Consider the following 23,193-nt stretch of genomic DNA (forward strand, 5'->3'; position numbering starts at 1 on the left):
GGTGAGGGGGAACGGGTGGCGCGCAGCCGGAAGGTGACCGTCAGCACCGATGTGCACGGGCACACCACAGGTTGGGCCCAGACCGAGCCGGCTCCCCCGATCGCGCCGGATCCATGCGCCGCAGCCTTCTTCGACGTGGACAACACGATGATGCAGGGCGCCTCCATCTACTGGTTCGCTCGCGGCCTCGCCGCACGCAACTACTTCACCACCGCCGATCTGGCCCGGTTCGCCTGGCAACAGCTACGTTTCCGGCTACTCGCCCGGGAGCACGCCGGAGACATGTCACAGGCCAAGGATGCCGCCCTGGCCTTCATCGAGGGTTGGCGCGTCGACGACATCGAACGCCTCGCGGAGGAGATCTTCGACGAGCTGATGGCACCCCGGATCTGGGCGGGGACCCGACGGCTGGCGCAGGGCCACCTCGACGCCGGTGAGCGGGTCTGGCTGGTCAGCGCCGCCCCCGTGGAGATCGGCCGGGTGATCGCCGCTCGGCTCAACCTGACCGGCGCGGTCGGCACCGTCGCCGAGGTGGTCGACGGGGCGTACACCGGCCGGTTGGTCGGTGACCTCATGCACGGGCCGGTCAAGGCCGAGGCGATCACCGCGCTCGCGGCGGTGGAAGGGCTGGACCTGGGCCGTTGCGCCGCCTACAGCGACTCGGCGAACGACCTGCCGATGCTGTCCGCGGTGGGCCGGGCGGTGGCGGTCAACCCGGATGCCGCCCTGCTGCGTGCGGCACGCCAGCACGGCTGGGAGGTACGCGACTTCCGCACCGGCCGCCGCGCTGTCAAGATCGCTGTTCCGTCCACCGCCGCCGCCAGCCTGGTGGCGGGAGCGGTCACGGCCGGTGTGGCGTTGCAGCGCCGCCGCCGTGGTGGCGGTACGGCCGAGGAACGGCGCGCGGCACGCTGAGGCCCGGTGTCGGTGCCACCGATCAGCAGCCGGCTAGGGGCCGAACGGGTCGGGGCGTCGTTCGAGGAGTTCGTGCAGCGTCTGCTGGATGGTCTCGCGCACCTGGTCGGCGAGGTTGAACACGACCAGCGGGTCGTCTGCGGAGTCGACCAGGTGCGCCGTGGGGATCGGCGGGCAGAACTCGATCAGCCACTTGCTCGGCAACGGCACCATGCCCAGCGGCCCGAGCCAGGGAAAGGTCGGCGTCACCGGGAAGTAGGGCAGCTTGAGCAGCCGGGCGAGGGGCTTGATGTCGGCGAGCATCGGATAGATCTCCTCGCCGCCGACGATCGCGACCGGAATGATCGGGGTGCCGGTACGCAGCGCCGCCGAGACGAAGCCGCCTCGGCCGAAGCGTTGCAGCTTGTAGCGCTCCGCGTACAGCTTGCCGACGCCCTTGAAGCCCTCGGGGAAGACACCCACCAGCTCGCCGCCGCGCAGCAGCCGCTCGGCGTCCGGGTTGCAGGCCACGGTGCCTCCGGTCTTGCGGGCGATCTCGGAGACCACCGGCATCCGGAAGACCAGGTCGGCACCGAGCAGGCGCAGGTAACGGTGGGCGGGGTGCTCGTGGTGCAGGGCGGTGGAGAGGATCAACGCGTCCAGTGCCACGGTGCCGGAGTGGTTGCCGACCACCAGTCCCGCCCCGTCGGCGGGTACGTTCGCAAGCCCGGTCACCTCGGTACGGAACCAGTCCCGGTAGAGCCGCCGCAGCAGCGGATGGAACACCGCCTCGGTCAGCTCCGGGTCGAAGCCGAACTCGTCCACCTCGTAGTCGCCGGCCAGTCGCCGTCGAAGGAACGCCAGCCCGCCGGCGATCCGCTGATCCCATACGTCGCCGGGTCGGTCCGGTACGGCCGGCGCAGCCGGCTCGGGTGGCTGAGCGGCCCGACCGACCTGGCCCGCTGCCACCGGTCGCTGCCCGTTGAGCCGAGCCGGAGCGTTCTCCGGCCGCGCCGCCTGCCCGTTGTCGGCACGCGCCTCGTCGCTGCCCATCTCCGGCTCCCTCACGACTGCTCCCGCGCAGCCGCCCGTACCCGGCGGATCTGATCGAGCACGAGTTGCTCGGCGGCGACCAACTGCTCGCGCGTCACCACGGACCGACCGTGGTGGGCGCGGATGAAGTCGTCGAACGCGGCGGCAGTGGATCGGGGCGTGAAGCCGTACTCGCGCTCCAGGCGGGTGGTGTCCACCACCCGGCCGTGCACGAGGAGGTCGACCTGGTCGAGGCCGTAACGACCGAGTCCCATGCTCCGGGCGAGCGCCGCGGCACCCGACAGGCCCGGCTCCAGCATCGGTACGGCCACCCGGCCGGCCCGGCGGATCGCCTGGGACAGCGAGAGCACCCCGGGCCCGGCGACGTTGTACGTGCCCGGGTGGTCCTCGGTGACCGAACGGTGTACCACCTCAAGCGCGTCATCGAAGTGCAGGAACTGCAACCGGGCATCCCGGCCGAGGATGGTGGGCACCACCGGCAGCGAGAAGTAGCGGGTCAGCGTGGTGTTGGCCGTCGAGCCGATGAACGGGGCGAACCGCAGCACGGTGGCCGTGACGTCGGACCGCCGCCGGCGGAAGCCCCGAACGTATCCCTCGATGTCGAGGATGTCCCGGCCGAAGCCGCCGCGCGGCACCTCACGCGGCTCGGTCTCCTCGGTGAAGACGGCGGGGTCCCGGAACGAGGCGCCGTACGCCGCAGTCGAGGAGCGGACCACGAGCTTGCGGAGCCGAGGTGCCCGTTGGCAGGCGGCGAGCAGCTGCATGGTGCCGATGACGTTCTGTTCCTTCATCGCCGACCGGCCGCCCTGCTGCTGATCCGGGGCGCTGACCAGGGCCAGATGCACAACCGTGTCGACGTCCAGGTCGGCGAGGAGCCCACCGACCGAGCCGGCGTCGACACGAATCCGTTCGACCTGCTCCAGCAGGCCGGCAACCTCCGGACTCGGGTCGGGCAGGTCGATGCCGATTACCCGCTCGATGCGCGGGTCGGCAGCCAGCCGGGCGGCGACGTGGGCGCCGAGGTAGCGACTGACCCCGGTCACGACGACAACCCCCGGGAGGCTCGATGAGCCACCGGGGGTCATGTCTCGCACCTACCCCGACGGTTGGGACCGAGCCGGGGCAGCCACGGCCTGATCACCTGAGCCTCCGAGGGTCGACAGTTGGCAAGCGACGAATGCCGGGTCAACGCCCGGCATCAGTCACTTGCCGAGACGGCGACGCTGGACGCGGGTCTTGCGCAGCAGCTTGCGGTGCTTCTTCTTAGCCATGCGCTTGCGGCGCTTCTTGACCACCGAGCCCATACGAAAGCCTTTCGATGCAACGTGCGGCGCGACCGGTATGACGCCACGAACTGGTGACGTCGGCGACCGCTTACGGACAACGGGACCGGACCGGCGGGGTGGGCGGCGGGGCGCACCAGCGGTCACGATCGCAGTCCAGCGTAGCGGGACCACGTCAACCGGACCAACGCGCCCCCGGTCGATGCCCGTTACGCGGGCCTATCCGATCGACATGACACCCGGATCAGGCGGTCTCCTGGAAGGCACCGCGCAGGTATTCGTGCACCGCGTGCTCCGGCACCCGGAACGACCTGCCGACCCGCACAGCGGCCAACTCACCACTGTGCACGAGACGGTAGACCGTCATCTTCGACACCCGCATGACGGTCGCCACTTCGGCGACGGTCAGGAACTTGACATCCGACAACCGACCGTCGGACGGTGACCCGGCCATGGCTCACCCGACCCATCCCATGCCCGGCGCGTGCCGCCCCACGGGTCCTCCCGCGCGGCCGGCGACGCGCGTGTTATCAGTACGGTAGCGGGACGGCTGTGACCGGCGCGATCCCTTCCTGCAACTGATCACGATCCGGAACCGGCTCGATCGCGAAAAACCCCTGGTCGGGTGGCATGCGCTCGAATCGCCCACCCGACCATCTTCGGCCACCGGTGCCGTCGATGTCACTCTGCGCGCAGTGCGACCACCGGGTCGAGGCGACCGGCCCGCTGGGCGGGCACCACCCCGAAGACGATCCCCACCGCCGCCGAGACGCCGAAGGCCAGCGCCAGCGACCACCAGGTCACCGCCGCCGGGATGGGCGAGACCGCGGCCACCAGCAGTGCCCCACCCACCCCCAGGGCCATCCCGGTCAGCCCGCCGATCGAGGTCAGCAGCACCGCCTCCAGCAGGAACTGCACGCCGATGTCCCGAGGCCGGGCACCGACCGCCTTGCGCAGGCCGATCTCCCTGGTCCGCTCGCGTACCGAGACGAGCATGATGTTGGAGACTCCCACCCCACCTACCAGCAGCGAGATGCCGGCGATGGCGGCCAGGACGCCGGTCAGGATGCCAAGGATGTCGCCGAGTACGCCGAGGATCTGCTCCTGGGTGACGGCACTGAACTCGGTACCCGGGTGCCGACCGTTCAACTCGGCGACGATCCGCTGGCCGAGTTCGTCGATTCGTTCCCGGTCCGGCGCCCGTACCGCGATCGCGTCCACCCGCTGGGTGCCGTACAACCGTTGCGCCGCCGTCACCGGGATGTGCACCTCGTCGTCCCGGTCGACGCCGAGGCTCTGCCCGAGCGGAGTGAACACCCCGATCACCCGGAACCGCACCCCGGCGACGTTGACCTGCTGACCGACGGCCTCCCGGTCGGGGAACAGGATCCGGGCGACCGAGTCACCGAGGACGGCGACCCGACGGCCGGTGTCCACGTCGGACCGGGTCAGGTAGCGGCCCCGGGCCAGATCCCGGGCGAAGACCGTCGGGGTGGTCTCCAGCACCCCCTGCACGGTGGTGAAGTCCTGCCGGCTGCCGGCGCGGACGGTCGCACCCGAGGCGACCGTCACGGCGACCCGGGCAGGGTCACCGACCACTCGACCGACGGCGTCCACGTCCTGCAAGGTCAGCGGGGAGACCGCCGGGGCCGAGCCCACGTCAAGCCGCCCCGGTACGACCAGCAGCAGGTTGGAGCCCAGCCCTTCGACCTGCTGTTCGACGGTCTGTTTGGTGCCGGTGCCGATCGCCACCAGCAGCACCACGGAGGCGACTCCGATGATCACTCCGAGCATGGTCAGCAGGCTGCGCATCCGGTTCGCCCGCAGCGCGTCCGCCGCCACCCGCCACGCCTCGGCCAGCCTCACGACCCGACCCCGCCCGTGCCAGCCGCGCCGGGCCCACCCGCGCCGGCCGTGCCGAGTCCACCCGCGCCGGGTTCGTCGAAGCCGGCGCTGCCGGCGAGCGGATCCTGGGCGCTGTCCGCCACGACGATGCCGTCGCGCATCGTGATCCGACGGCGGGCCCGGGCGGCGACCTCCGCGTCGTGGGTGACCATCACCAACGCCACCCCCGACTCGGCGTTGAGCCGTTCCAACAGTTCCAGCACGGCGGCGCCGGTGGTGCTGTCCAGGTTGCCGGTCGGCTCGTCGGCGAGCAGCACGGTCGGATCGGTGACCAGCGCGCGGGCGATCGCCACCCGCTGCTGCTCGCCGCCGGAGAGCTGGTTGGGCCGGTGGTCCAGGCGGTGTCCCAGGCCGACCCGGCCGAGCATCGCGGCGGCCCGCTCACGCCGCTGGCGGGCGCCCACTCCCCGGTACACCAGCGGCAGCGCCACGTTGTCCACCGCCGTGGTACGCGGCAGCAGGTGGAACGCCTGGAAGACGAAGCCGATGGTCTCGTTGCGCAGTCGGGCCAACTCGGGCGCGGACAGCGCGCCCACCTCCCGTCCGCCGATCACCAGCCGGCCACCGGTCGGCCGGTCGAGGCCACCGAGCAGATGCATGAGGGTCGACTTGCCGGACCCGGACGGCCCGATCAACGCCACGTAGTCGCCGGCCGCGACGGTCAACGACACACCGCGCAGGGCCGGTACGGAGACCCCGTCCAACTGGTATGTCCGGGACACCTCGACCGCCTCGATGGCCGGGGCTGCCGCCGAGCCGTCCCGGTCCCGGCCGGCGCCTACCCTCACCCGACCTCCTGGCCGTCGCGCACCTGGTCGGTGCCGCGAACCACCACCCGGTCGCCCGGCTGCACTCCGTCGACGATCTGCACCAGGTCCTGGCCCTGCACCCCGACGGTGACCGCGGCCCGCCCCACCCGTCCGTCGCGTACCACCCAGACGGTGTCCCGTCCGTCGGCGGAGAAGACCGCGGAGGCGGGTACGGTCACCGCGTCCGTCGCCTCACGGACCTGCAACCGCAGCACCGCGTTCATCCCGGGTCGCGGGGTCGGTGCCGGTTCCGCCTCGCCGAACCGACCCGCCCCGAGCGAGAGCCGGACCCGGTAGCTGACTCCGCCCCGGGCCGAGGTGCTGGGCAGCACGTCGATCGAACGGACGGTCGCCGGGTAGCTCGCGCCGGGGACCGCGTCCAACTCGACCGCGCCGGTGAGGCCGACCTGGACCAGCAGCACGTCGGTCTCGTCCACCTCGGCCAGCAGACCCAGTTCGCCGGTGTCCACCACGGTCAGCACCGCAGTGCCGGCGGTGACCCGACCACCCACCGGAACCGCCGTGTCCACCCCCGCAGGCGGACCGGCGGCGGGGGCGCCGAGCGTGCCGGGGTCGATCCCGCCCGGCATTCCGCCTGCGGCGTCGAGCAGCCCGGCCAGGGCACTCGCCGGACCACCACCGGAGCTGACCCCGCCCGGTTGCACGACGCCCGCGATCGGTGCCCGCAGGGTCAACGCGTCGACGGTCGCCTTGGCCAGGTCGTACGCCTGCTGTGCCTGGAGGCGTTGGGCGGTGGCCAGCGCGCCGACGGCGGAATTGAGGCTGCGTACGCCGCGCTGCACCTCGCGTACCGCACGGTCGGCAGTCCGCGCGGCGGCGTCGTACTGCCGCTGCGCGGACTCGACCTGCGCGAGCAGTGCCTTGCGCAACTTCGGATCGCTGATCTTCCCGGCGGCGGCGCGGGCGGCGGCGTGCGCCTGCGCGGCGGCCCGGTCGGTGCCCCGCAGCGACCCGGCGAGGTTGCCGCCACCACCGCCACCGGCTCGCTTGGCGGCGTCGAGCGCCGCGCGGGCCTGCCGCAGGCGCTGCCGCGCCGACGGCGAGTCGACCACGGCCAGCACCTGGCCGCGCTTGACTCGCTGCCCCGGCTCGACCCGGAGGCTGCGCAGCGTCCCGTCGGCGGGGGCGGTGAGGGTGGCTGCCGCCCGGGCGACGACCGTGGCCGGGGCGTCGATCTCCTCCGTCACCGGAGCCCGCACGGCCGAGGCCAACGCGATCGGCGGCTCGTCGCCGTCGCAGGAGGCGGCGCTGGTGAAGGTCAGGACGGTGACGGCGAGCAGGGCGGTGAACAGGCGGGGCCGCGTGACTGCGAGCAGCCGCGGCGAGTCGAGGCGGCGCACCGGCTCATGCTACGAGCTCAATTCGAACAGCCGGAGAACCGCCTCGCCCGGTCAGCGCACGGCCGAACGGATGTACGCCACCGCCGCCTTGTGCAGGGTGGCCCACTTCTCGTCGAAGAACTCCTCACTGGTCTGTGCGGGTATGCGCAGGTCGTGCACCACTGCCTTGACGAAGGCGAGCACCCGCTCCTCCCCGAAGCGGTCGACGAGATACCGGACGGCGAGATAGGCGATGCCGTAACTGCCGGCCACCCGTCCCTCGGCGGTGTCGTGGTCCGGCATGACGCTTTCCAGCTTGCCGTTCCAGTCGCCCCGGACGAACCGCCGGGTCTCGCTTAGGCCGTCGTACCGGCCGACCGGTTGCCCGTCGGCCCCCGCATGCTCGGCCAAGCCCTCGGTCAGCCACCACGTCGACTCGTCGGTGTAGTCCTTCTCGGGCAGGGAGGCGGCGTGGGTCAGTTCGTGCCGGAGAAGTTCCTCCACATGGGGGCCGTAGTTCAAGCTGTCGGGCCCGAGCACGATCTCGTAGTGGCCACCGCCGACGTTGATGGCGTACCCGGCGCCCCAGGACGGCTGCTCGCCGCCGTACCAGCGCTTCCACTCCTTCGGCCCGGCGTAGAAGATCCGGTACCGGTCGGGTGCCCGACCGGTCACCACGTACGTGTCGGCCACCTTCGCCGCCGCCTCGGCCCGCTTCAACAGACCCGGCAGCCGATGCCGGTACGCCGGTGTGGTGGCCACCATCGTGCGCTTACCGACCGCGCTGACCAGGTCGTTCAGTTCCCACGGCAGGTTGCCCGGCTGCCCGTTCATCCGCCCGATGACGTACGGCGAGGTCTTCGACCTGCCCAGCGCGAGCAGGCGGGGCTGTGCCCCGTCGCGCCATCGGGTCTCGACGACCACCGGGCTCGTCTGGCATTCCGGCAGCACGAAGCAGTACCGGAACTCGACCTGTAGGCGCCATTCCCCGGCCCGCCCGGCCGTGGTGGGCAGGCCGCTCGGGTGCCCCTCCCAGCGGGTGACCCGCAACGCCCGCAACGCCGCGTACCGGCGACGCAGATCCTTGTGTACGGCAGGCCGGGCGATCTCCAGGAACCCGGCCCGGTCCCCGCCGAGCAGCGCAGCCGACTGCTTGTCCAACTGCGCCTTGATCCGCTCCGCGACCTGCCGGGCGGCCAAAGTGGTCGGATTCTCGCTCGGCGAGGCGCTCGGGGCGGCCACGCCGCCCCTGGCATCGCGAAACCCGTCGGCCAACAGCACCGCCGGCACGCCACAGCTCAACACCAGCACGACCGCGACGAGCCCAGCCCACAGCGGCCAGCGCCGACGCCGAGCCGGCGGCGCGACGTGCCTCGCGGGCGGCACGACGGCCGGCATCCCGGTGGACGTCGCGTCCGTCGGTGTCGGGTAGCTCGGGAACAGTTGGTCGTCGGCCGCAGGCCCCCCGTGAGTCACCGGCGCAGGGTACGGTCCCGAGGCGCGGCGTGGAAGTAGGTTCCTGCCGCCGGCATTCCGCGAGTCGGCTGATCAGTCGACGTCGGCACCACCCGGCCAGGCGGCGAAGGCAACGCTGAGGGCCACGATCATCTGGTCGAAGGAACGGTCGACCTCGCGAGGCAGGCCGAAGTCGCCGGCCGCCTCCAAGGCGACGAAACCGTGCACGGCGGCCCGGAACATGCGCACCCCGTCGACCGCGCTGTCGCCCTCGATGCCGTACCCGCGCAGGATGGCGTAGACGACGTCGACCGCGCGCTGACCGGCGGCCACATGCGCCGGATCAGTCGGATCCGGCACCCGCTGCGCGGCCGGGTAGCGGCCGGGATGCCGGCGCGCGTACGACCGGTAGGCGGTGGCGACGGCCCGCAGGGCATCCTGGCCGCTGCGGCCGGCGGCGGCCGTGGTCATCTCCTCGGCGAGTTCGGCGGTGGCCAGCGCGGAGAGCTGCTGCGCCAACGCGTCGGCGCCCTTGATGTGCTTGTAGAGGCTGGGCAACGCCACACCGAGCCGGTTCGCCAGCGCGGCGAGGGTGAGCTTCTGGTAACCGACCTCGTCGGCCAGCAAGGCCGCCTCGCGCACCACGACCTGCGGGTTGAGTCCGGCCCTAGGCACGATCGGTCACCGCCAGGAAGCTGGTCAGCTCGGCGGCCATCGCCTCGGGCCGGTCAGCGTGCGGGTAGTGCCCGGCGTCGGTGACCATCCGCGCCTCGGCGAGCGGGAAGAGTCGCCGGGCGGCCCGGGCCTCGGCACCGGGGTCGGGGAAGTCCGGGTCCTTCGTGCCCATCAGCACCAGCACCGGCTGGCTTACCTGCGGGGCGAGGGTGGTCCAGTGCGGGTCCACCGGGGCAGCCACTTCGCGGGCCGGCAGCATCCGGCCCGGCCGGCGCAGCGCGGCCACCAGGCTCTTGCGGTACTCGGCGTCGTCCGGCGGCCGGTGGACCGGGAACAGGGTGCGGTGGAACATGCCGAACAGTCGGGGACTGCGGACCACCGCCCACACGCCGAGCCGCATGAAGGGGTTGAGCTTCGGCTGCGCGACGAAGGCACCCACCAGCACGATCCCGCTGACCAGGTCCGGCGCCTCGGCGGCGGCGAAGACCACGGCCGCGGCACTGGAGGAGTTGCCGACCAGGGTGGCCGGCCGACCGCCGAGGTCACGGACCACCGCCAGCAGATCGCGCCCCACCTCGGCCGGGGCGTACGTCGCCCAGCCGGTGGTGGAGTCGCCGTGACCCCGTACGTCGACCGAGGCCACCCGGTAGCCCGCCGTTACCAGGAGCGGGATCAGGTGCCGGTAGGAGTGGCGGTTCTCCCCCATGCCGTGCGCGAGCACCACCAACGGCCCCTGCCCGTGCACCTCGTACGCGATCCGTCCGCCGCCACGCTCGGTAAAGCTAGTGTTCATAGCCGCAAGGCTAATGCCATTAGCCAAACGCGTCAAGGCGGCATCGAGACCGGGTCCGGCGGAGCTTCCCGGCGCCCGGTCGGTGGGCATGCCAACCGGCAGCCTCGCGCGACGCCGGGCGGCGACTACTTACGCAAGGCCAGACGTCGACTACTCGCGTGCGGGCGGGGGGCGATTACTTGCGTGAGGCCAGGGCCCGGGCGAAGAAGGCGAGGTTGGCGGGGCGCTCGGCGAGCCGGCGCATCAGGTAGCCGTACCAGTCGTCGCCGTACGGCACGTAGGTGCGCACCGTGTAGCCCTCGCCGACCAGCCGGTCCTGTTCCTCGGGCCGGATGCCGTAGAGCATCTGGAACTCGAAACTGTCCGGAGCGCGGTCGAACCAGCGGGCCCGGTCCTCGCCGATGGAGATCAGTCGCGGATCGTGGGTGGCCAGCATCGGATAGCCGTCGCCAGACATCAGGATGTTCAGGCAACGGACGTAGGACTTGTCCACCTCACGGGCCGACTGGTAGGCCACCGACTCGGGCTCCTTGTACGCCCCCTTGCACAACCGCACCCGGGATCCGGCCGTGGCCAGGTCGCGGCAGTCCGACTCGGTGCGCCGCAGGTACGCCTGCAACACCGCCCCGGTCGACGGGTGGTCCTTGCGCAGCTTGGCCAGGATGTCGAGGGTCGAGTCGGTGGTGGTGTGATCCTCCATGTCCAGGGTGACCGTGGTCCGCGCGGCGTCGGCGGCGGCACAGATCGCCCGGGCGTTGTCGTAAGCCAACTGCTCGTCGAAAGCCTGGCCCAGCGCCGAAAGCTTGACGCTCACCTCGGCTGCGGGCGTCAGCCCCGCCTCGGCGAGCCGCCGCAGCAGGGTGAGGTATTCGTCCCGGACGGTGGTGGCCTGTTCGGGGGTGACGGTGTCTTCGCCCAGGTGGTCAAGTGTGACCGTGACGCCACCGTCGACGAGTTCGCGGGTCACGCGCAACGCGTCGTCGGTCTGCGCGCCGGCGACGAACCGACGCACGACGTCCCGGGAGAACGGGGCCGTCGCGACGAGCCGCTCGACCCGGGATGACCGGGAGGCGGCGAGAATGACGGAACGGAGCATGAGCCGAGCGTAACGCCCACCCCGCCCCGCAAGCGCTGCCCCGGCCCACCCCGCCCGCGATGTAAGGAAGGGCCCCTTTTTAACACTTGGATGTGAGAAGGGAACCCTTCTATACCGCAGGCGTTAATAAGGGGCCCTTCCTTACACCAGCAGCGTGTTGGTAGCCCGGGGCGGCGAGCCTGGCGTTCATCGGTTACAACGATGGCGTGAAACAACACCCCCGACGCCGCCTCCGTTCGGCCTCCGTGCAGCTTGGTGCCCTCACCGCATTGGCGCTCGCCCTCTCCGGCTGCAACATGACCTCCGACGACGACGATGACGACTGCGCGATGGGTCCCGGTGGGGGCGGTGACACCGTGGCGATGGCGTTGCGGACTCCGCCGTCCGCGCCCGAGATGGGCGTCGGCCGCCTGGTATCGGAGCCGGTGGCCTCGGCCGTGCCCGAGCGCGGTGGCTTCGGATCCCACCAGGCATCCTGCGGGGGCTGAGGTGCGCCGCGAGCGGGTCGACCCGCGCCCCGACTGGGATGCCACCATCCGTGCCCAGGGCCTGGTGTACGTGGACACCGAGCTGCCCGACGGCGGGGTGATGTCGTACTGGGACGAGACCGCCGCCTACGCCTTCGATCTGGAGGAGGTGCTGCGGCTGGAGGAGGCCACCGAGGAGTTGCACCGGATGTCGGTGGCCGCCGCCGAGCACGTGGTGGCTCGCAACCGGTACGCCGAGTTCGGCATCCCCGGCTGGGCGGCCGAGGCGGTCGCCCGATCGCTGCGGGAGGCCCCGCCCACGCTCTACGGACGATTCGATCTCTGGTACGACGGCAGCTGGCCACCGAAACTGCTGGAGTACAACGCCGACACCCCGACCGCACTGGTCGAGGCGAGCATCATCCAGTGGTACTGGCTGGAGCACACCCGGCCGGCGCTGGACCAGTGGAACAGCCTGCACGAGCGGCTCGTCGGCGCCTGGGCGAAGATCGGTGCCGGCCTGCACGACCGGCGGGTACACGTGGTCTGGTCGAACGAGGAGGAGTCCGGCGAGGACCACATGACCGCCGGCTACCTGGCTGAGGCGGCCCGCCAGGCCGGGCTGGATGTCGAGCTGCTGCCGGTCCAGGACATCGGTTGGGACGGCCGCCGCTTCGTCGACAGCGCCGACCAGCCGATCACCACCTGTTTCAAGCTGTATCCCTGGGAGTGGATGCTCGCTGAGCCGTACGGGCCGCTGGCGCTGGAGCCGGGCACCCCGACGACCTGGATCGAGCCGGCGTGGAAGCTGCTGCTGTCCAACAAGGCGTTGCTGGCGGTGCTCTGGGAGTTGTACCCGGACCATGAGCTGCTGCTGCCGGCGTACCTCGACTCGCCGCGCGGCATGCCGGAGTACGTCGCCAAGCCGCTGCTCGGCCGGGAAGGCGCGGCGGTACGGATCGTCACCTCCGCCGGTGAAATCAGCAATCCGGGCGACTACGGTGAGGAAGGCTTCTGCTATCAGGAGTTCCGGGCGCTGCCCGAATTCGCCGGCAGTCGGCTGGTGCTGGGCAGCTGGATCGTCGATGGCGAGTCGGCCGGTGCCGGGCTGCGGGAGAGCGCGAGCCTGATCACTGACGGCTATGCGCGGTTCCTGCCGCACTACATCGACGCGCCGCGCGGCGGATGAGTCGTCTACCGTTGGTGGGGTGAACTTCGACGCGTACGCCCGGACCGGAGTTGACCTTGTCAACACCCGACTGGACGGCCTCGACGACCTGCGGGCCATCTTCCCCGACGAGAACGCGTGGATGCGCGACGAGGTCGCGGAACGCGACCTGGCGGTCTTCCGGCGGGCGCAGAAGCGGTTGCGCGACATCTTCGAGTACGGCACGTCCGGGCGCGATGCCGAGGCGGTGGCCGAGTTGAACTCCCTGCTGGAGGCGTTCCCGGTGCAACCGCGTATCTCGGGTCACGACTCCAGCGACTGGCACATGCACGTGACCAGTCGCGGGGCCTCGGTGAGTTCGGAATTCCTCGCCGGCGCGGTGTGGGGGCTGTCGGTCTGGCTCTGCGAGTACGGCAGCGCCCGCTTCGGTGTCTGCGCGGACGACCGCTGCGGCAACGTCTACCTGGACACGTCGTCGAACTGCTGCCGGCGGTTCTGCTCGGAGCGTTGCGCCACCCGCTCCCACGTGGCCGCGCACCGGGCCCGCAAGCGCGCCGCCGTGCCGGCGCAGACCGATCCACTGGCGCCCGTGTCCTGACCCACTCCGGCGTCGTCCCGACAACCACCCACACCGGCATCGACCGACACGCTCAGGCGTCGAACGGCGACCGTACGCTCAGGCGTCGACCGACGCGGCGCTGAGATGCTCGCGGGCGAAGGCGAGGGACTGGCGCAGGTCCGCCTCGCGGACCTGCCGACTCTTCGCGCCCCGGGTGGTCACCTCCACCGCGACCGATCCGGTGAAGCCCCGGCCGGCCAGCGAACGCAGCAGTTCGGCGCAGGGTTGACCGCCTCGGCCGGGCACCAGGTGCTCGTCCCGCCCCTCGCCGGTGCCGTCACCGAGATGCACGTGCGCCAGGCCGGCAGCCATCCGGTCGGCCATCCCAAGCGCGTCGGTGTGTGAGGCTGCGCAGTGCGACAGATCGAGGGTGTACGAGGCGTAGCCGACCTCGGTCGGATCCCAACCGGGGGCGTACGGCACGAACTGCCGACCGGCCATCCGAACCGGGTACATGTTCTCCACCGCGATCCGTATCCCGCCGAACTCGCCGGCCACCTTGTCCAGCCCGTCGGCGAAGTTACGCGCGTAGTCCCGCTGCCAGGTGAACGGCGGGTGCACCACCACGGTCGGCGCCTCCAGGGCCTCGGCCAGTACGGCCGAACGACGCAGTCGCTCCCACGGGTCCGGGCTCCAGACCCGCTGCGTCACCAGGAGGCAGGGTGCGTGCACGGAGAGTACCGGCACGCCGTAGTGCTCGGCCAGGCCACGCAGCGCACCGACGTCCTGGCTGACGGCGTCGGTCCACACCATCACCTCGATCCCGTCGTAGCCGAGCTCGGCGGCCAGCTGAAACGCCGCCGCGGTCCGCTCAGGGAAGACCGAGGAACTGGAGAGAAGCACCGGGACGCGGGAAGTCACACCACCGAGGGTAGCCGCCATCGATTGAGCCAATACGACGAGAACTCCACAAACCGGTCAATCAGGGGCGCTTCGATCACTCCGGAGTCAACCGATCCAACCGATCGAGGATCACGCCCTCACGCAGCGCCCACGGGCAGATCTCCAGCGAGTCGACGCCGAGACGCCGCATCACCGACTCGGCGACGACCGCACCGGCCAGCAACTGGTGTGCCCGCCCGGCGCTGACCCCTTCCAACTCGGCAAGCTGCGCGGGGGCGATGTGCCGGATGAAGCCGAGCACCTGGCGCAGCCCGGCGCGGGTGAGCCGGCGACGGGTCCGGATCCCGGCGCCGCTGGGCGCGGCACCGGCCAACCGGGCCAGGGTACGGAACGTCTTGGAGGTCGCCACCGCACGTTCCCAGCCCACCTCGGCCATCCGCTCGGCCACCGGTTCGAGCAGGCTGTCGACGTACTCCCGAAGCTCGTCAACCGCCTGTGGGCCGGGCGGGGCCGCGCTCTGCGGATCGACGGCGAGCCGGTCCCGGGTCAGCCGCCCCGCGCCGAGCGGCAGGGAGGCCGCCACGTCGGGGTCCTCGTCGACACCGGCCGCGATCTCCAGCGAGCCGCCACCGATGTCCAGCACCAGCAGTCGGCCCGCCGACCAGCCGAACCACCGCCGCACCGCGAGGAAGGTCATCCGCGCCTCGTCGGCACCGGAGAGCACCTCCAGGCGTACGCCGGTGGTCTCCTGGACCCGGGCGAGCACCTCGGCGGAGTTGGCCGCGTCGCGTACGGCGGAGGTGGCGAAGGCGAGCAGTTCGTCGACCTCGAATGCGGTGGCCGAGGCGCGGGCCGCGCCGACCGCCTCGACCAGGGCGTCCGCGCCGGCCGGGGGCAGCGCACCGTCCGGCCCGAGTTGCTCGGCGAGCCGCAACACCGCCTTCTCGGAGTGCGCCGGCCACGGATGTGCGCCGCGATGGGCGTCGACCACCAGCAGGTGCACCGTGTTGGAACCGACGTCGAGGACACCCAGTCGCATGGGAGAACCCTAGGGCAACCGGTTCGCGTCACTGCCCGGCCTGCCCGCCGCACCACGCGTACGCTGGGCCGGGTGACAGGGCAGATCGAACTCCGCGTGCTGGTGGACGACCCGACGGACCCGCGCAGCCGTGAGGTGCCGCTGGACTTCCCCCGCGAGTGGATCGAATTCGTCGACCCGGCGGACGAGCGGCACCTGGTGCGCGCCGACCTCACCTGGTTGCTCTCCCGCTGGACGTGCGTCTTCGGTCAGGGCTGCCACGGCATCATCGCCGGCCGGGCCGCCGACGGTTGCTGCTCGCACGGCGCCTTCTTCACCGACTCCGACGACGAGAAGCGGGTCCGGGCGGCGGTGAAGCGGCTGACCCCGGCGACCTGGCAGCACTTCCGTCGCGGGTTCAAGAACTGGACCGAGAACGACACCGTGGACGGCAAGAACCCGGCCCGGCGGACCGCCACCCGGGACGCGGAGGGGCCCTGCGTCTTCCTCAACGACGCGGACTTCCCCGGCGGTGGCGGCTGCGCGCTGCACGCCCAGGCGCTGCGCGACGGGGTTCATCCGCTGGAGTACAAGCCGGATGTGTGCTGGCAGTTGCCGATCCGCCGGGACCAGGACTGGGTGAAGCGGCCGGACAACACCAAGGTGCTGGTCTCCACGCTGGCCGAGTTCGACCGCCGGGGCTGGGGCGCCGGCGGCCACGACCTCGACTGGTGGTGCACCTCGTCCACGGACGCGCACGTCGGGGCCGAGCCGATGTATCTGTCGTACGGCCCGGAGTTGACCGCCCTCATCGGCGCCGCCGCGTACGCGAAGCTGGCCGAGTTGTGTGCGGCGCGACTGCGGCAGGGCATGGTCGCCCCGCACCCCGCCGACCCGACCTGAGGACCGGACGCCGGGATCAGGGCTCGAACTTGTAGCCGAGACCGCGCACGGTGACGATGTGCCGTGGCGTGGAGGGCTCCGGTTCGATCTTGGAACGCAGGCGCTTGACGTGCACGTCCAGGGTCTTGGTGTCGCCCACGTAGTCGGCACCCCAGACGCGGTCGATCAACTGCCCTCGGGTGAGCACCCGGCCGGCGTTGCGCAGCAGCAGTTCCAGCAGCTCGAACTCCTTGAGCGGCAGTTGCACCGCAGCACCGCCGACCGTCACCACGTGCCGCTCGATGTCCATCCGGACCGGACCGGCGGCCAGCGTCGGCGTACCCGACTCGACGGTTTCGGGACTCTGCCGACGCAGCACCGCCCGGATCCGGGCCACCAGCTCACGCGGCGAGTACGGCTTGGTGACGTAGTCGTCGGCGCCGATCTCCAGGCCGACCACCTTGTCGATCTCGCTGTCCCGTGCGGTGACCATGATGATCGGCACGTGCGAGCGCTGGCGCAGTTGACGACAGACCTCGGTGCCGGACATCTCGGGCAGCATCAGGTCGAGCAGCACGATGTCGGCGCCGGTCCGGTCGAACTCGGTGAGCGCCGAGGTGCCCGTGGCGGCCACGGAGACCTCGAAGCCCTCCTTGCGAAGCATGTACGACAGGGCGTCGGAGAACGACTCCTCGTCCTCGACCACCAGTACGCGGCTCAACGGCGTTTCCTTTCCATGTGCACTCAGCTCTGCCGGGCCTCGGCCGGACCGGCCTCGATACCAACCGACGGCAGTGTCGACAGCAGGTCGTCCGGAGGACGGGCGGGCAGCCGGAGAGTGAACGTCGACCCGCCACCAAGAGTGCTCGCCACCTCCACCCGTCCGCCATGGTTGCTGGCGATGTGTTTGACGATCGCCAGCCCGAGCCCGGTGCCGCCGGTCGCGCGGGAACGGGCCTGGTCGGCCCGGTAGAACCGCTCGAAGACCCGGTCCACGTCGGTGGGGGCAATGCCGATGCCCTGATCGGTCACGGCGATCTCGACATGCTCCGGCGTGGCCTGGGCGGTGACCAGGACGGTCGTACCCTCGCTCGAATAGTTGACGGCGTTCTCCACCAGATTCGCCACCGCCGTGGCCAACTGGCTGTCGCTGCCGTACACGGTCAGCCCGCGCGGCGCCTCGACGACAACGGTGATCCTTCGGGCGGTTGCGGCGGTCCGGGTACGGTCGATCACCTCGGAGATCACCCAGTCCACCGCGACCGGTTCCGGTGCCGGCTGTGGTTCGGCGCCCTGCAACCGGGTGAGTTCCAGCAACTCCTGCACCAGCCGCCCCAGCCGGGTCGACTCGTGCTGGATCCGTTCGGCGAAGCGCCGGGCGGCAACCAGGTCCTCGGAACGGTCGGGCCCCGCACTCGCCGGCTCGGTGGCGTCGAGCAGCGCCTCGGCGAGCAGTTGCAGCGCACCGATCGGCGTCTTCAACTCGTGACTGACGTTGGCCACGAAGTCCCGGCGGACCCGGGCGAGTCGGTGGGACTCGGTCACGTCGACCGCCTCCACCGCGACGTGGCCGTTGCCCAGTCCCATCGCCCGCAGGTGCACGCCCAGCGGGTTCTCCCCGCCGTTGTCGCGGCCCCGGGGCAGGTCGAGCTCGATCTCGCGACGCACACCGGTGCGCCGGACCTGCCCGGCCAGGGTACGGACCAACGGATGCGCGATGATCGAGCCCGGCCGAGCGCCGGTACGCAACAGCCCCAACGCCCGGGCTGCGGGGTTGACGAGCACCGGCACGTCGTCGGCGTCGAGCACCACGACCCCCGCGCGCAGCGAGTCGATCGCTCGTCGGCCGAGCCCGGCCTGCACATCCTCGACGATCGTGTGCCTCCCCTTACCGAACCCGAGCCCGGCCCACCCACTCCGGTTGGAGCTGGCCGGACGACGTGCGGCGGGGATGACCCGGGACAGCCACAGCCCGGCGACCACCCCGGCCACCAGCGCCACAGCCAATCCCACCGTCACCGCCCACGTCACTCGGTGATCGTAGGGTCAATGCTCCCCCAGCTACCGGACGAAAACGGGACGAAGCACGCTCACTTCCGGGAAAGTTCACCTTCGCGTCCGGCGCAGTTCACCGGCGTTCACCTCCGAGCCTCCCAGCGGCCCTAACTTGGGCGGCGACCTGCGCAAAAGCATCGCCGGCCGGTACCGGCGGCACCGAACCCCTGACAGGACGTGAGTATGCGCGACGAGTTCCGGGCCGAACTGCAAGCCGTCAGCCAACTGCTGGTGGAGATGGCCGAGGGCGTACGGGCTGCGCTACGACAGGCGACCCGGGCCCTGCTCACCGCCGACCGGCGGGCCGCCGAGACCGTCATCGACCAGGACGCCCAGATCGACGAGCTCTACCGGCAGGTGGAGGAACGGGTCTGTGACCTGCTGGCCCGTCAGGCGCCGGTCGCCTCCGACCTACGAGCCATGATCACGGCGCTGCACGTGGCCGCGGACCTGGAGCGGATGGGTGACCTGGCGGACCACGTCGCCAAGACCGCGTTGCGCCGGCATCCCTCGCCCGCCGTGCCTGCGGAGCTGCGGCCGGTCTTCACCGACATGGCGGCCATCGCCGACCGGATGGCGGAGAAGATCGCCAAGGTGCTGGCCCACCCGGACGCCGACCTCGCCGCCGAGCTGGACAGCGACGACGACGCGATGGACGAGCTGCACAAGGGCCTGTTCGGGGTGCTGCTCGGCGCGGACTGGCCGTACGGGGTGGAGACCGCCATCGACGCCACGCTGCTCGGCCGCTTCTACGAACGGTTCGCCGACCACGCGGTCAACAGCGCCGAGCACGTGGTCTATCTGATCACCGGCGAACCCGTCACCCCCAGCTGAGGTGCAAGGAAGGGCCCCCTGTTAACGCCTCGCGTATAGCAGGGGGCCCTTATTGACAAACGGGTACGGGTCAGCGGCCCTGGTTGGCCACGGCGGCAGCGGCTGCCTTGGCCGCCTCGGCGTCGAGGTAGGTGCCGCCCAGCGTCTGCGGACGCAGCAGCGGGTCGAGGTCGTAGCGCAGCGGGATCCCGGTCGGGATGTTCAGCTTCGCGATCGCCTCGTCGCTGATCTGGTCCAGGTGCTTGACCAGGGCGCGCAGCGAGTTCCCGTGCGCCGCCACCAGCACCGTCCGACCCGCCAGGATGTCCGGCACGATCGAGTCGTACCAGTACGGCAGCATCCGCTCGACGACGTCCTTGAGGCACTCGGTACGCGGCATCAGCTCGGTCGGCAGCAGTGCGTACCGGGGGTCGCCCACCTGGGACCACTCGTCGTCGTCGGCGATGGGCGGGGGCGGGGTGTCGTACGAGCGGCGCCAGAGCATGAATTGCTCCTCGCCGTACTCGTCCAGGGTCTGCTTCTTGTCCTTGCCCTGCAGGGCGCCGTAGTGCCGCTCGTTGAGCCGCCACGACCGACGCACCGCGATCCAGTGCCGGTCCGCGGCACCCAGGGCCAGTTCGGCGGTACGGATGGCGCGGCGCAACAGGCTGGTGTGCACCACGTCCGGCAGCAGGTTGTGCTCGCGCAGCAGCTCGCCGCCGCGGCGCGCCTCGTTCTCCCCCTTCTCGGTCAGGTCCACGTCGACCCAGCCGGTGAAGAGGTTCTTGGCGTTCCAGTCGCTTTCGCCGTGCCGCAACAGGACCAGCGTCCCGACGGTGGGTCCCTCGCTAGCTGTCATGCCGATCATCCTGCCGTAACCCGGGATCGCCCGCGCGAGAAGGGTCGTGACGACCACCACGTGGAAAACGGGATGACCTTGCTTTCGGAGCGCCACTAGGTTGTAAGGGTCACTTAGATCATCACTCATTACGGACGGGGGCGTCGCGTGGGTGCGATGCGAGCATGGTTCCGGGACACCACCGGTGGTCTACCAAGAACCTTCTGGTATCTCTGGACCGGCACCCTGATCAATCGACTCGGCTCGTTCGTCCTCGTCTTCCTCGCCATCTACCTGACCCAGGAACGCGGATTCTCCGCCTCCCAGGCCGGCATCGTGCTCGGCCTCTGGGGAGCCGGCGGCGCAGTCGGCACCACCATCGGCGGCACCCTGACCGACCGGTGGGGTCGGCGACCGACCCTGTTCACCGCCCACCTGGGCGGCGCGGTCATGATGCTCGCGTTGGGCTTCGCCCATGAGCTGTGGGCGGTCGGGCTGGGTGCCCTGCTGCTCGGCCTGTTCGCCGAGGCGGCCCGGCCCGCATTCGGCGCGATGATGATCGACGTAGTGCCCGACCGGGATCGACTACGCGCCTTCTCACTCAACTACTGGGCGATCAACCTCGGCTTCGCCTGCGCCGCAGTGCTCGCCGGCTTCGCCGCCCAGGCCGGTTATCTCCTGCTCTTCGTGGTCAACGCCAGCACCACGCTGGTCACCGCCGTGATCATCTTCGTCAAGGTGAAGGAGACCCGGACGATCACGGTGGCCAAACGAGCCGACGCCGCTCCCGTCGGTGCGCTACGCGCGATCCTGACCGACCGGGTCTACCTGGTGTTCGTCGGGCTGAACCTGCTCGGCGCGCTGGTCTTCCTCCAGCACATCTCGATGCTGCCGATCGCGATGGCCGACTCCGGGCTGAGTCCCGCCACGTACGGTTCGGTGATCGCCCTCAACGGCGTACTCATCGTGGCCGGTCAACTCTTCGTACCCCGGCTGATCCGGGGCCGCAGCCGGTCGCATGTACTCGCGCTGGCTGCGGTGGTGATGGGCATCGGCTTCGGGCTGACCGCGTTCGCCGACGCGGCCTGGTTCTACGGGTTGACGGTGTTGATCTGGACGCTCGGCGAGATGCTCAACTCGCCGTCCAACGCCACCCTCATCGCCGAGCTGTCCCCGGACGAACTGCGTGGTCGCTACCAAGGCGCCTTCTCCCTCTCCTGGCAGTTGGCCGGTGCCGCCGCGCCGATCCTCGGCGGCCTGATCCGGGAACAGGCCGGCAACGCCACGCTCTGGCTCGGCTGCGCGGGCATCGGCCTGGTGATGGCGGTGGGCCACCTGCTGTCCGGGCCGGCCCGGGAACGCCGCGCCCTCGCGCTGCGCACCACCGGAGCCCCGCCCGTGGTGACGCCGCAGTCGACGGCACCCCAGCCGGCCGCCCCGAAGGCGGCCGAGCCGGTCGCGCCGACGGCCGAGCCGGTCACGCCCCAAGCGGCCGAGCCGGTCAGGACCACCGGCGGGTAGCTGCCGCCATGCGCCGGCCCTCACCGAGCCCGGCAGCGACGTAGCCGACAGGCTGAGCCGGCTAACAACGCGAGTAGGCCCACAACGCGATGTGCCCGGCGCGTGGGCGCCGGGCACATCGGTCATCGGTACGACCGGCGGCGGCGGGCGGCACTCACCCCCGTAAGCGACGCCCGCTCGCGCCGCCGGTCCAAACAGGTGGGCACCGTCCCCCAACGGTGTTGGTCCACCCGTCCCCCGACACCTCGCCTGGTGCACAGATCTGCTCGATCTGCCGCTCCCCCGAACGGTTCCAAGCGCGGTGCGGTGCAATAACGCTAGTTCGCCCCGTGGTACGGATTCAACTTGGCTCGCTGTCTCGCCCGTCACAGCGGGTGCTTGCGGCCTTCGTTCACGGCCAACAGCGGTTACCCGGCGAGGATTCCCACAAACCTCTCAGGCGTCTTCCCGATCGGGTGACTCGGTACGGAAGAAGTTGCTCTGCCGGCCGTCGCGCAACTGTTCCTGATAGATCAGATTCAGCCGGCGCAGATCGAAGGTGTGGAACCACTCCTCCCAGGTGATCTCACGGATCCGGCTGCTCTCCCGGTAGCCGGGAATGTTGAACGTCAGTACGCCGGCCCGCCCGTCCCGCTCGGTACCACTGATCGTCGCCGGCTTCGCCCCACGCTCCCTGGCCCACCGCTGGATCACGTCATGGTTCGTGGTGACCAGGCTCCGACCGGGGCGCTCCGGCCGATCCTGCAACGAGGAGATCACCTGCGACGACCGGGACGAACGGGCCGTCGACCTGCCGGTCCGCACCCCGCCACCGGCTGAAGCCACCTTCGCCGCGCCACGGCCCGGTGCCGCCTTCGCCGCGCCACGAGCCGGAGCCGCCTTCGCCGCGCCACGAGCCGGTGCCGCCTTCGCCGCGCCACGGGCCGGTGCCTTCTGGGTGGCCGCGCGGGTCGTCGTACCTGCTCTGGTGGTGGTGCCCGTCGCGGTCTTGCGGGCCGGTGCCGACCTGCGGGCACTGGTGGCCCGCCCCGCCGACGTGGTCTTCGCGGCCGGCGCCGTCTTGCGCGGGGCCGCCTTCCTGGCCCCGGTGGTGGTCGCCCGCGCGGTAGCTGTCGTCTTGGCGGTAGCTGTCGTCTTGCGGGCGGCCGTCGTCGTCTTGCGGGCGGTGCCGGTTGTGCGGGCGGTGCCGCTCGTCGCCTTCCGCGCCGGGCCGGTCCGCTTGGCGGGCGTGGCCTTCGCCCGCCCCGCAGCGGTACGGGCCTGCTTCGTTCCGGTGGTCTTCGTGGTGCTGGCGCGACCGGCCGGTCCGCTGCTGCCGCGTGCCGCTCCGCCCGAACGGAGCGTACTGGCCAGCCTCTTCACCAGTTCCGGCTTGCGCAGCGCGGAGATACCGGAGACCCCGTACCGACGCAGTTGGCCACGGATGTCGTCCACCCGCATGCGGGATATCTCCGCCTCGGAGATCCGTGGCGTGTTCGGGGTCTGGTTGCCGGCCTGCCGCTTGGTCCTGGTCGCGGTCCCGCCGCGACCCGAGCTGTTTCGCTGAGCCATGAACGCTCACGCTCCTCGACACTCAGTCTCGGCGCGCGGCGGGTCCCAACGCCGCACCGCGCGGTGCGGCTTACCCAGCAGAAACGCTCTGAACCCACTGGTTCGAACGCCTTGC

At 71.1% G+C, this 23,193-nt stretch carries 24 protein-coding genes; 7 read left to right on the forward strand and 17 right to left on the reverse strand.

Annotated features, from left to right (window positions below; translation table 11 throughout):
• Positions 1–15 precede the first annotated feature (15 nt).
• Positions 16–915 carry an HAD-IB family hydrolase gene (locus AB0M35_RS09985; protein WP_363743643.1) on the forward strand — a complete coding sequence of 300 codons (900 nt, stop codon included), beginning with the start codon at positions 16–18 and terminating at the stop codon, positions 913–915.
• Between the two features lie 33 nt (positions 916–948).
• On the opposite strand, the gene AB0M35_RS09990 is transcribed toward AB0M35_RS09985, so the two are convergent.
• From AB0M35_RS09990 to AB0M35_RS10040, 11 genes are all read right to left on the reverse strand, one after another.
• Positions 949–1,962, reverse strand: coding sequence for a lysophospholipid acyltransferase family protein (locus AB0M35_RS09990; RefSeq protein WP_363743645.1), 1,014 nt, complete (start codon positions 1,960–1,962; stop codon positions 949–951).
• Complete coding sequence (locus tag AB0M35_RS09995; RefSeq protein ID WP_363743647.1) at positions 1,959–3,032, reverse strand: NAD-dependent epimerase/dehydratase family protein; 1,074 nt, start codon at positions 3,030–3,032, stop codon at positions 1,959–1,961. Before AB0M35_RS09995 ends, AB0M35_RS09990 begins: the two co-directional genes overlap by 4 nt.
• Positions 3,033–3,149: 117 nt before the next feature.
• A complete protein-coding gene (locus AB0M35_RS10000; protein WP_007465623.1) occupies positions 3,150–3,251 on the reverse strand; it encodes an AURKAIP1/COX24 domain-containing protein in 102 nt (33 codons plus the stop codon).
• Between the two features lie 223 nt (positions 3,252–3,474).
• Positions 3,475–3,684, reverse strand: a complete 210-nt coding sequence (locus tag AB0M35_RS10005) for a helix-turn-helix domain-containing protein (protein ID WP_013736082.1) — start codon at positions 3,682–3,684, stop codon at positions 3,475–3,477.
• A 227-nt stretch (positions 3,685–3,911) separates the two neighbouring features.
• Positions 3,912–5,096 (reverse strand): ABC transporter permease, encoded by a 1,185-nt coding sequence (locus AB0M35_RS10010; protein WP_363743649.1) that lies wholly within the window; start codon positions 5,094–5,096, stop codon positions 3,912–3,914.
• Positions 5,093–5,923, reverse strand: a complete 831-nt coding sequence (locus tag AB0M35_RS10015; RefSeq protein ID WP_363743651.1) for an ABC transporter ATP-binding protein — start codon at positions 5,921–5,923, stop codon at positions 5,093–5,095. The genes AB0M35_RS10010 and AB0M35_RS10015 overlap by 4 nt, the downstream gene beginning before the upstream one ends.
• A complete protein-coding gene (locus AB0M35_RS10020; protein WP_363743652.1) occupies positions 5,920–7,305 on the reverse strand; it encodes an HlyD family efflux transporter periplasmic adaptor subunit in 1,386 nt (461 codons plus the stop codon). The genes AB0M35_RS10015 and AB0M35_RS10020 overlap by 4 nt, the downstream gene beginning before the upstream one ends.
• 51 nt (positions 7,306–7,356) lie before the next feature.
• Positions 7,357–8,760: a hypothetical protein gene (locus AB0M35_RS10025; protein ID WP_363743654.1), complete on the reverse strand. Its 1,404-nt coding sequence runs from the start codon at positions 8,758–8,760 to the stop codon at positions 7,357–7,359.
• 72 nt (positions 8,761–8,832) lie between these two features.
• A complete protein-coding gene (locus AB0M35_RS10030; RefSeq protein WP_363743656.1) occupies positions 8,833–9,414 on the reverse strand; it encodes a WHG domain-containing protein in 582 nt (193 codons plus the stop codon).
• Positions 9,407–10,207 (reverse strand): alpha/beta hydrolase, encoded by an 801-nt coding sequence (locus tag AB0M35_RS10035; RefSeq protein WP_363743658.1) that lies wholly within the window; start codon positions 10,205–10,207, stop codon positions 9,407–9,409. The genes AB0M35_RS10030 and AB0M35_RS10035 overlap by 8 nt, the downstream gene beginning before the upstream one ends.
• Before the next feature lie 175 nt (positions 10,208–10,382).
• The gene (locus tag AB0M35_RS10040) at positions 10,383–11,303 is read right to left on the reverse strand and encodes a proline dehydrogenase family protein (protein WP_363743660.1); all 921 of its coding nucleotides are present in this window, start codon (positions 11,301–11,303) and stop codon (positions 10,383–10,385) included.
• A gap of 245 nt (positions 11,304–11,548) precedes the next feature.
• Here AB0M35_RS10040 and AB0M35_RS10045 point away from each other — a divergent pair, with 245 nt between their 5' ends.
• From AB0M35_RS10045 to AB0M35_RS10055, 3 genes are read left to right on the forward strand one after another with little or no spacing between them, the layout of a single operon-like run.
• On the forward strand, positions 11,549–11,791 hold the full coding sequence (locus AB0M35_RS10045) for a hypothetical protein (protein ID WP_363743662.1): 243 nt from the start codon (positions 11,549–11,551) through the stop codon (positions 11,789–11,791).
• A gap of 1 nt (position 11,792) precedes the next feature.
• Complete coding sequence (locus AB0M35_RS10050; protein ID WP_363743664.1) at positions 11,793–12,959, forward strand: glutathionylspermidine synthase family protein; 1,167 nt, start codon at positions 11,793–11,795, stop codon at positions 12,957–12,959.
• A gap of 19 nt (positions 12,960–12,978) precedes the next feature.
• The gene (locus AB0M35_RS10055; RefSeq protein ID WP_363743666.1) at positions 12,979–13,536 is read left to right on the forward strand and encodes a CGNR zinc finger domain-containing protein; all 558 of its coding nucleotides are present in this window, start codon (positions 12,979–12,981) and stop codon (positions 13,534–13,536) included.
• A gap of 78 nt (positions 13,537–13,614) precedes the next feature.
• On the opposite strand, the gene AB0M35_RS10060 is transcribed toward AB0M35_RS10055, so the two are convergent.
• Together AB0M35_RS10060 and AB0M35_RS10065 are read right to left on the reverse strand one after the other, a co-directional pair.
• Positions 13,615–14,418: a sugar phosphate isomerase/epimerase gene (locus tag AB0M35_RS10060; protein WP_363743668.1), complete on the reverse strand. Its 804-nt coding sequence runs from the start codon at positions 14,416–14,418 to the stop codon at positions 13,615–13,617.
• Between the two features lie 76 nt (positions 14,419–14,494).
• On the reverse strand, positions 14,495–15,439 hold the full coding sequence (locus AB0M35_RS10065) for a Ppx/GppA phosphatase family protein (protein ID WP_363743670.1): 945 nt from the start codon (positions 15,437–15,439) through the stop codon (positions 14,495–14,497).
• Between the two features lie 72 nt (positions 15,440–15,511).
• Between AB0M35_RS10065 and AB0M35_RS10070 the strand changes: the two genes are divergently transcribed.
• Positions 15,512–16,321 (forward strand): hypothetical protein, encoded by an 810-nt coding sequence (locus AB0M35_RS10070; RefSeq protein ID WP_363743672.1) that lies wholly within the window; start codon positions 15,512–15,514, stop codon positions 16,319–16,321.
• A gap of 16 nt (positions 16,322–16,337) precedes the next feature.
• On the opposite strand, the gene AB0M35_RS10075 is transcribed toward AB0M35_RS10070, so the two are convergent.
• Positions 16,338–17,021: a response regulator transcription factor gene (locus AB0M35_RS10075; protein ID WP_363743674.1), complete on the reverse strand. Its 684-nt coding sequence runs from the start codon at positions 17,019–17,021 to the stop codon at positions 16,338–16,340.
• 23 nt (positions 17,022–17,044) lie between these two features.
• Positions 17,045–18,331, reverse strand: coding sequence for an ATP-binding protein (locus AB0M35_RS10080; protein WP_363743675.1), 1,287 nt, complete (start codon positions 18,329–18,331; stop codon positions 17,045–17,047).
• A 207-nt stretch (positions 18,332–18,538) separates the two neighbouring features.
• On the opposite strand from AB0M35_RS10080, the gene phoU reads away from it, so the two are divergent.
• On the forward strand, positions 18,539–19,189 hold the full coding sequence (gene phoU / locus AB0M35_RS10085) for a phosphate signaling complex protein PhoU (RefSeq protein ID WP_363743677.1): 651 nt from the start codon (positions 18,539–18,541) through the stop codon (positions 19,187–19,189).
• 70 nt (positions 19,190–19,259) lie between these two features.
• Here the strand turns inward: phoU and AB0M35_RS10090 are convergent, their stop codons facing one another.
• A complete protein-coding gene (locus AB0M35_RS10090) occupies positions 19,260–20,027 on the reverse strand; it encodes a phosphoglyceromutase (RefSeq protein ID WP_363743679.1) in 768 nt (255 codons plus the stop codon).
• A gap of 156 nt (positions 20,028–20,183) precedes the next feature.
• Here AB0M35_RS10090 and AB0M35_RS10095 point away from each other — a divergent pair, with 156 nt between their 5' ends.
• Positions 20,184–21,527: an MFS transporter gene (locus AB0M35_RS10095; RefSeq protein WP_363743681.1), complete on the forward strand. Its 1,344-nt coding sequence runs from the start codon at positions 20,184–20,186 to the stop codon at positions 21,525–21,527.
• A gap of 435 nt (positions 21,528–21,962) precedes the next feature.
• Here the strand turns inward: AB0M35_RS10095 and AB0M35_RS10100 are convergent, their stop codons facing one another.
• On the reverse strand, positions 21,963–22,967 hold the full coding sequence (locus AB0M35_RS10100) for a hypothetical protein (protein ID WP_363743832.1): 1,005 nt from the start codon (positions 22,965–22,967) through the stop codon (positions 21,963–21,965).
• Positions 22,968–23,193: the final 226 nt, after the last annotated feature.

Origin of the sequence: Micromonospora sp. NPDC051196 (assembly GCF_040682415.1) — a bacterium.
Classification (GTDB): Bacteria; Actinomycetota; Actinomycetes; order Mycobacteriales; family Micromonosporaceae; genus Micromonospora.

Bases quoted from the DNA above. Each gene is read 5' to 3' on its own strand.
- AB0M35_RS09995 (WP_363743647.1), bottom strand. From the start codon at position 3,032: ATGACCCCCGGTGGCTCATCGAGCCTCCCGGGGGTTGTCGTCGTGACC.
- AB0M35_RS10000 (WP_007465623.1), bottom strand. From the start codon at position 3,251: ATGGGCTCGGTGGTCAAGAAGCGCCGCAAGCGCATGGCTAAGAAGAAG.
- AB0M35_RS10005 (WP_013736082.1), bottom strand. From the start codon at position 3,684: ATGGCCGGGTCACCGTCCGACGGTCGGTTGTCGGATGTCAAGTTCCTG.
- AB0M35_RS10035 (WP_363743658.1), bottom strand. From the start codon at position 10,207: ATGAACACTAGCTTTACCGAGCGTGGCGGCGGACGGATCGCGTACGAG.
- AB0M35_RS10040 (WP_363743660.1), bottom strand. From the start codon at position 11,303: ATGCTCCGTTCCGTCATTCTCGCCGCCTCCCGGTCATCCCGGGTCGAG.
- AB0M35_RS10065 (WP_363743670.1), bottom strand. From the start codon at position 15,439: ATGCGACTGGGTGTCCTCGACGTCGGTTCCAACACGGTGCACCTGCTG.
- phoU (WP_363743677.1), top strand. From the start codon at position 18,539: ATGCGCGACGAGTTCCGGGCCGAACTGCAAGCCGTCAGCCAACTGCTG.
- AB0M35_RS10090 (WP_363743679.1), bottom strand. From the start codon at position 20,027: ATGACAGCTAGCGAGGGACCCACCGTCGGGACGCTGGTCCTGTTGCGG.
- AB0M35_RS10095 (WP_363743681.1), top strand. From the start codon at position 20,184: ATGCGAGCATGGTTCCGGGACACCACCGGTGGTCTACCAAGAACCTTC.
- AB0M35_RS10100 (WP_363743832.1), bottom strand. From the start codon at position 22,967: ATGCGGGTGGACGACATCCGTGGCCAACTGCGTCGGTACGGGGTCTCC.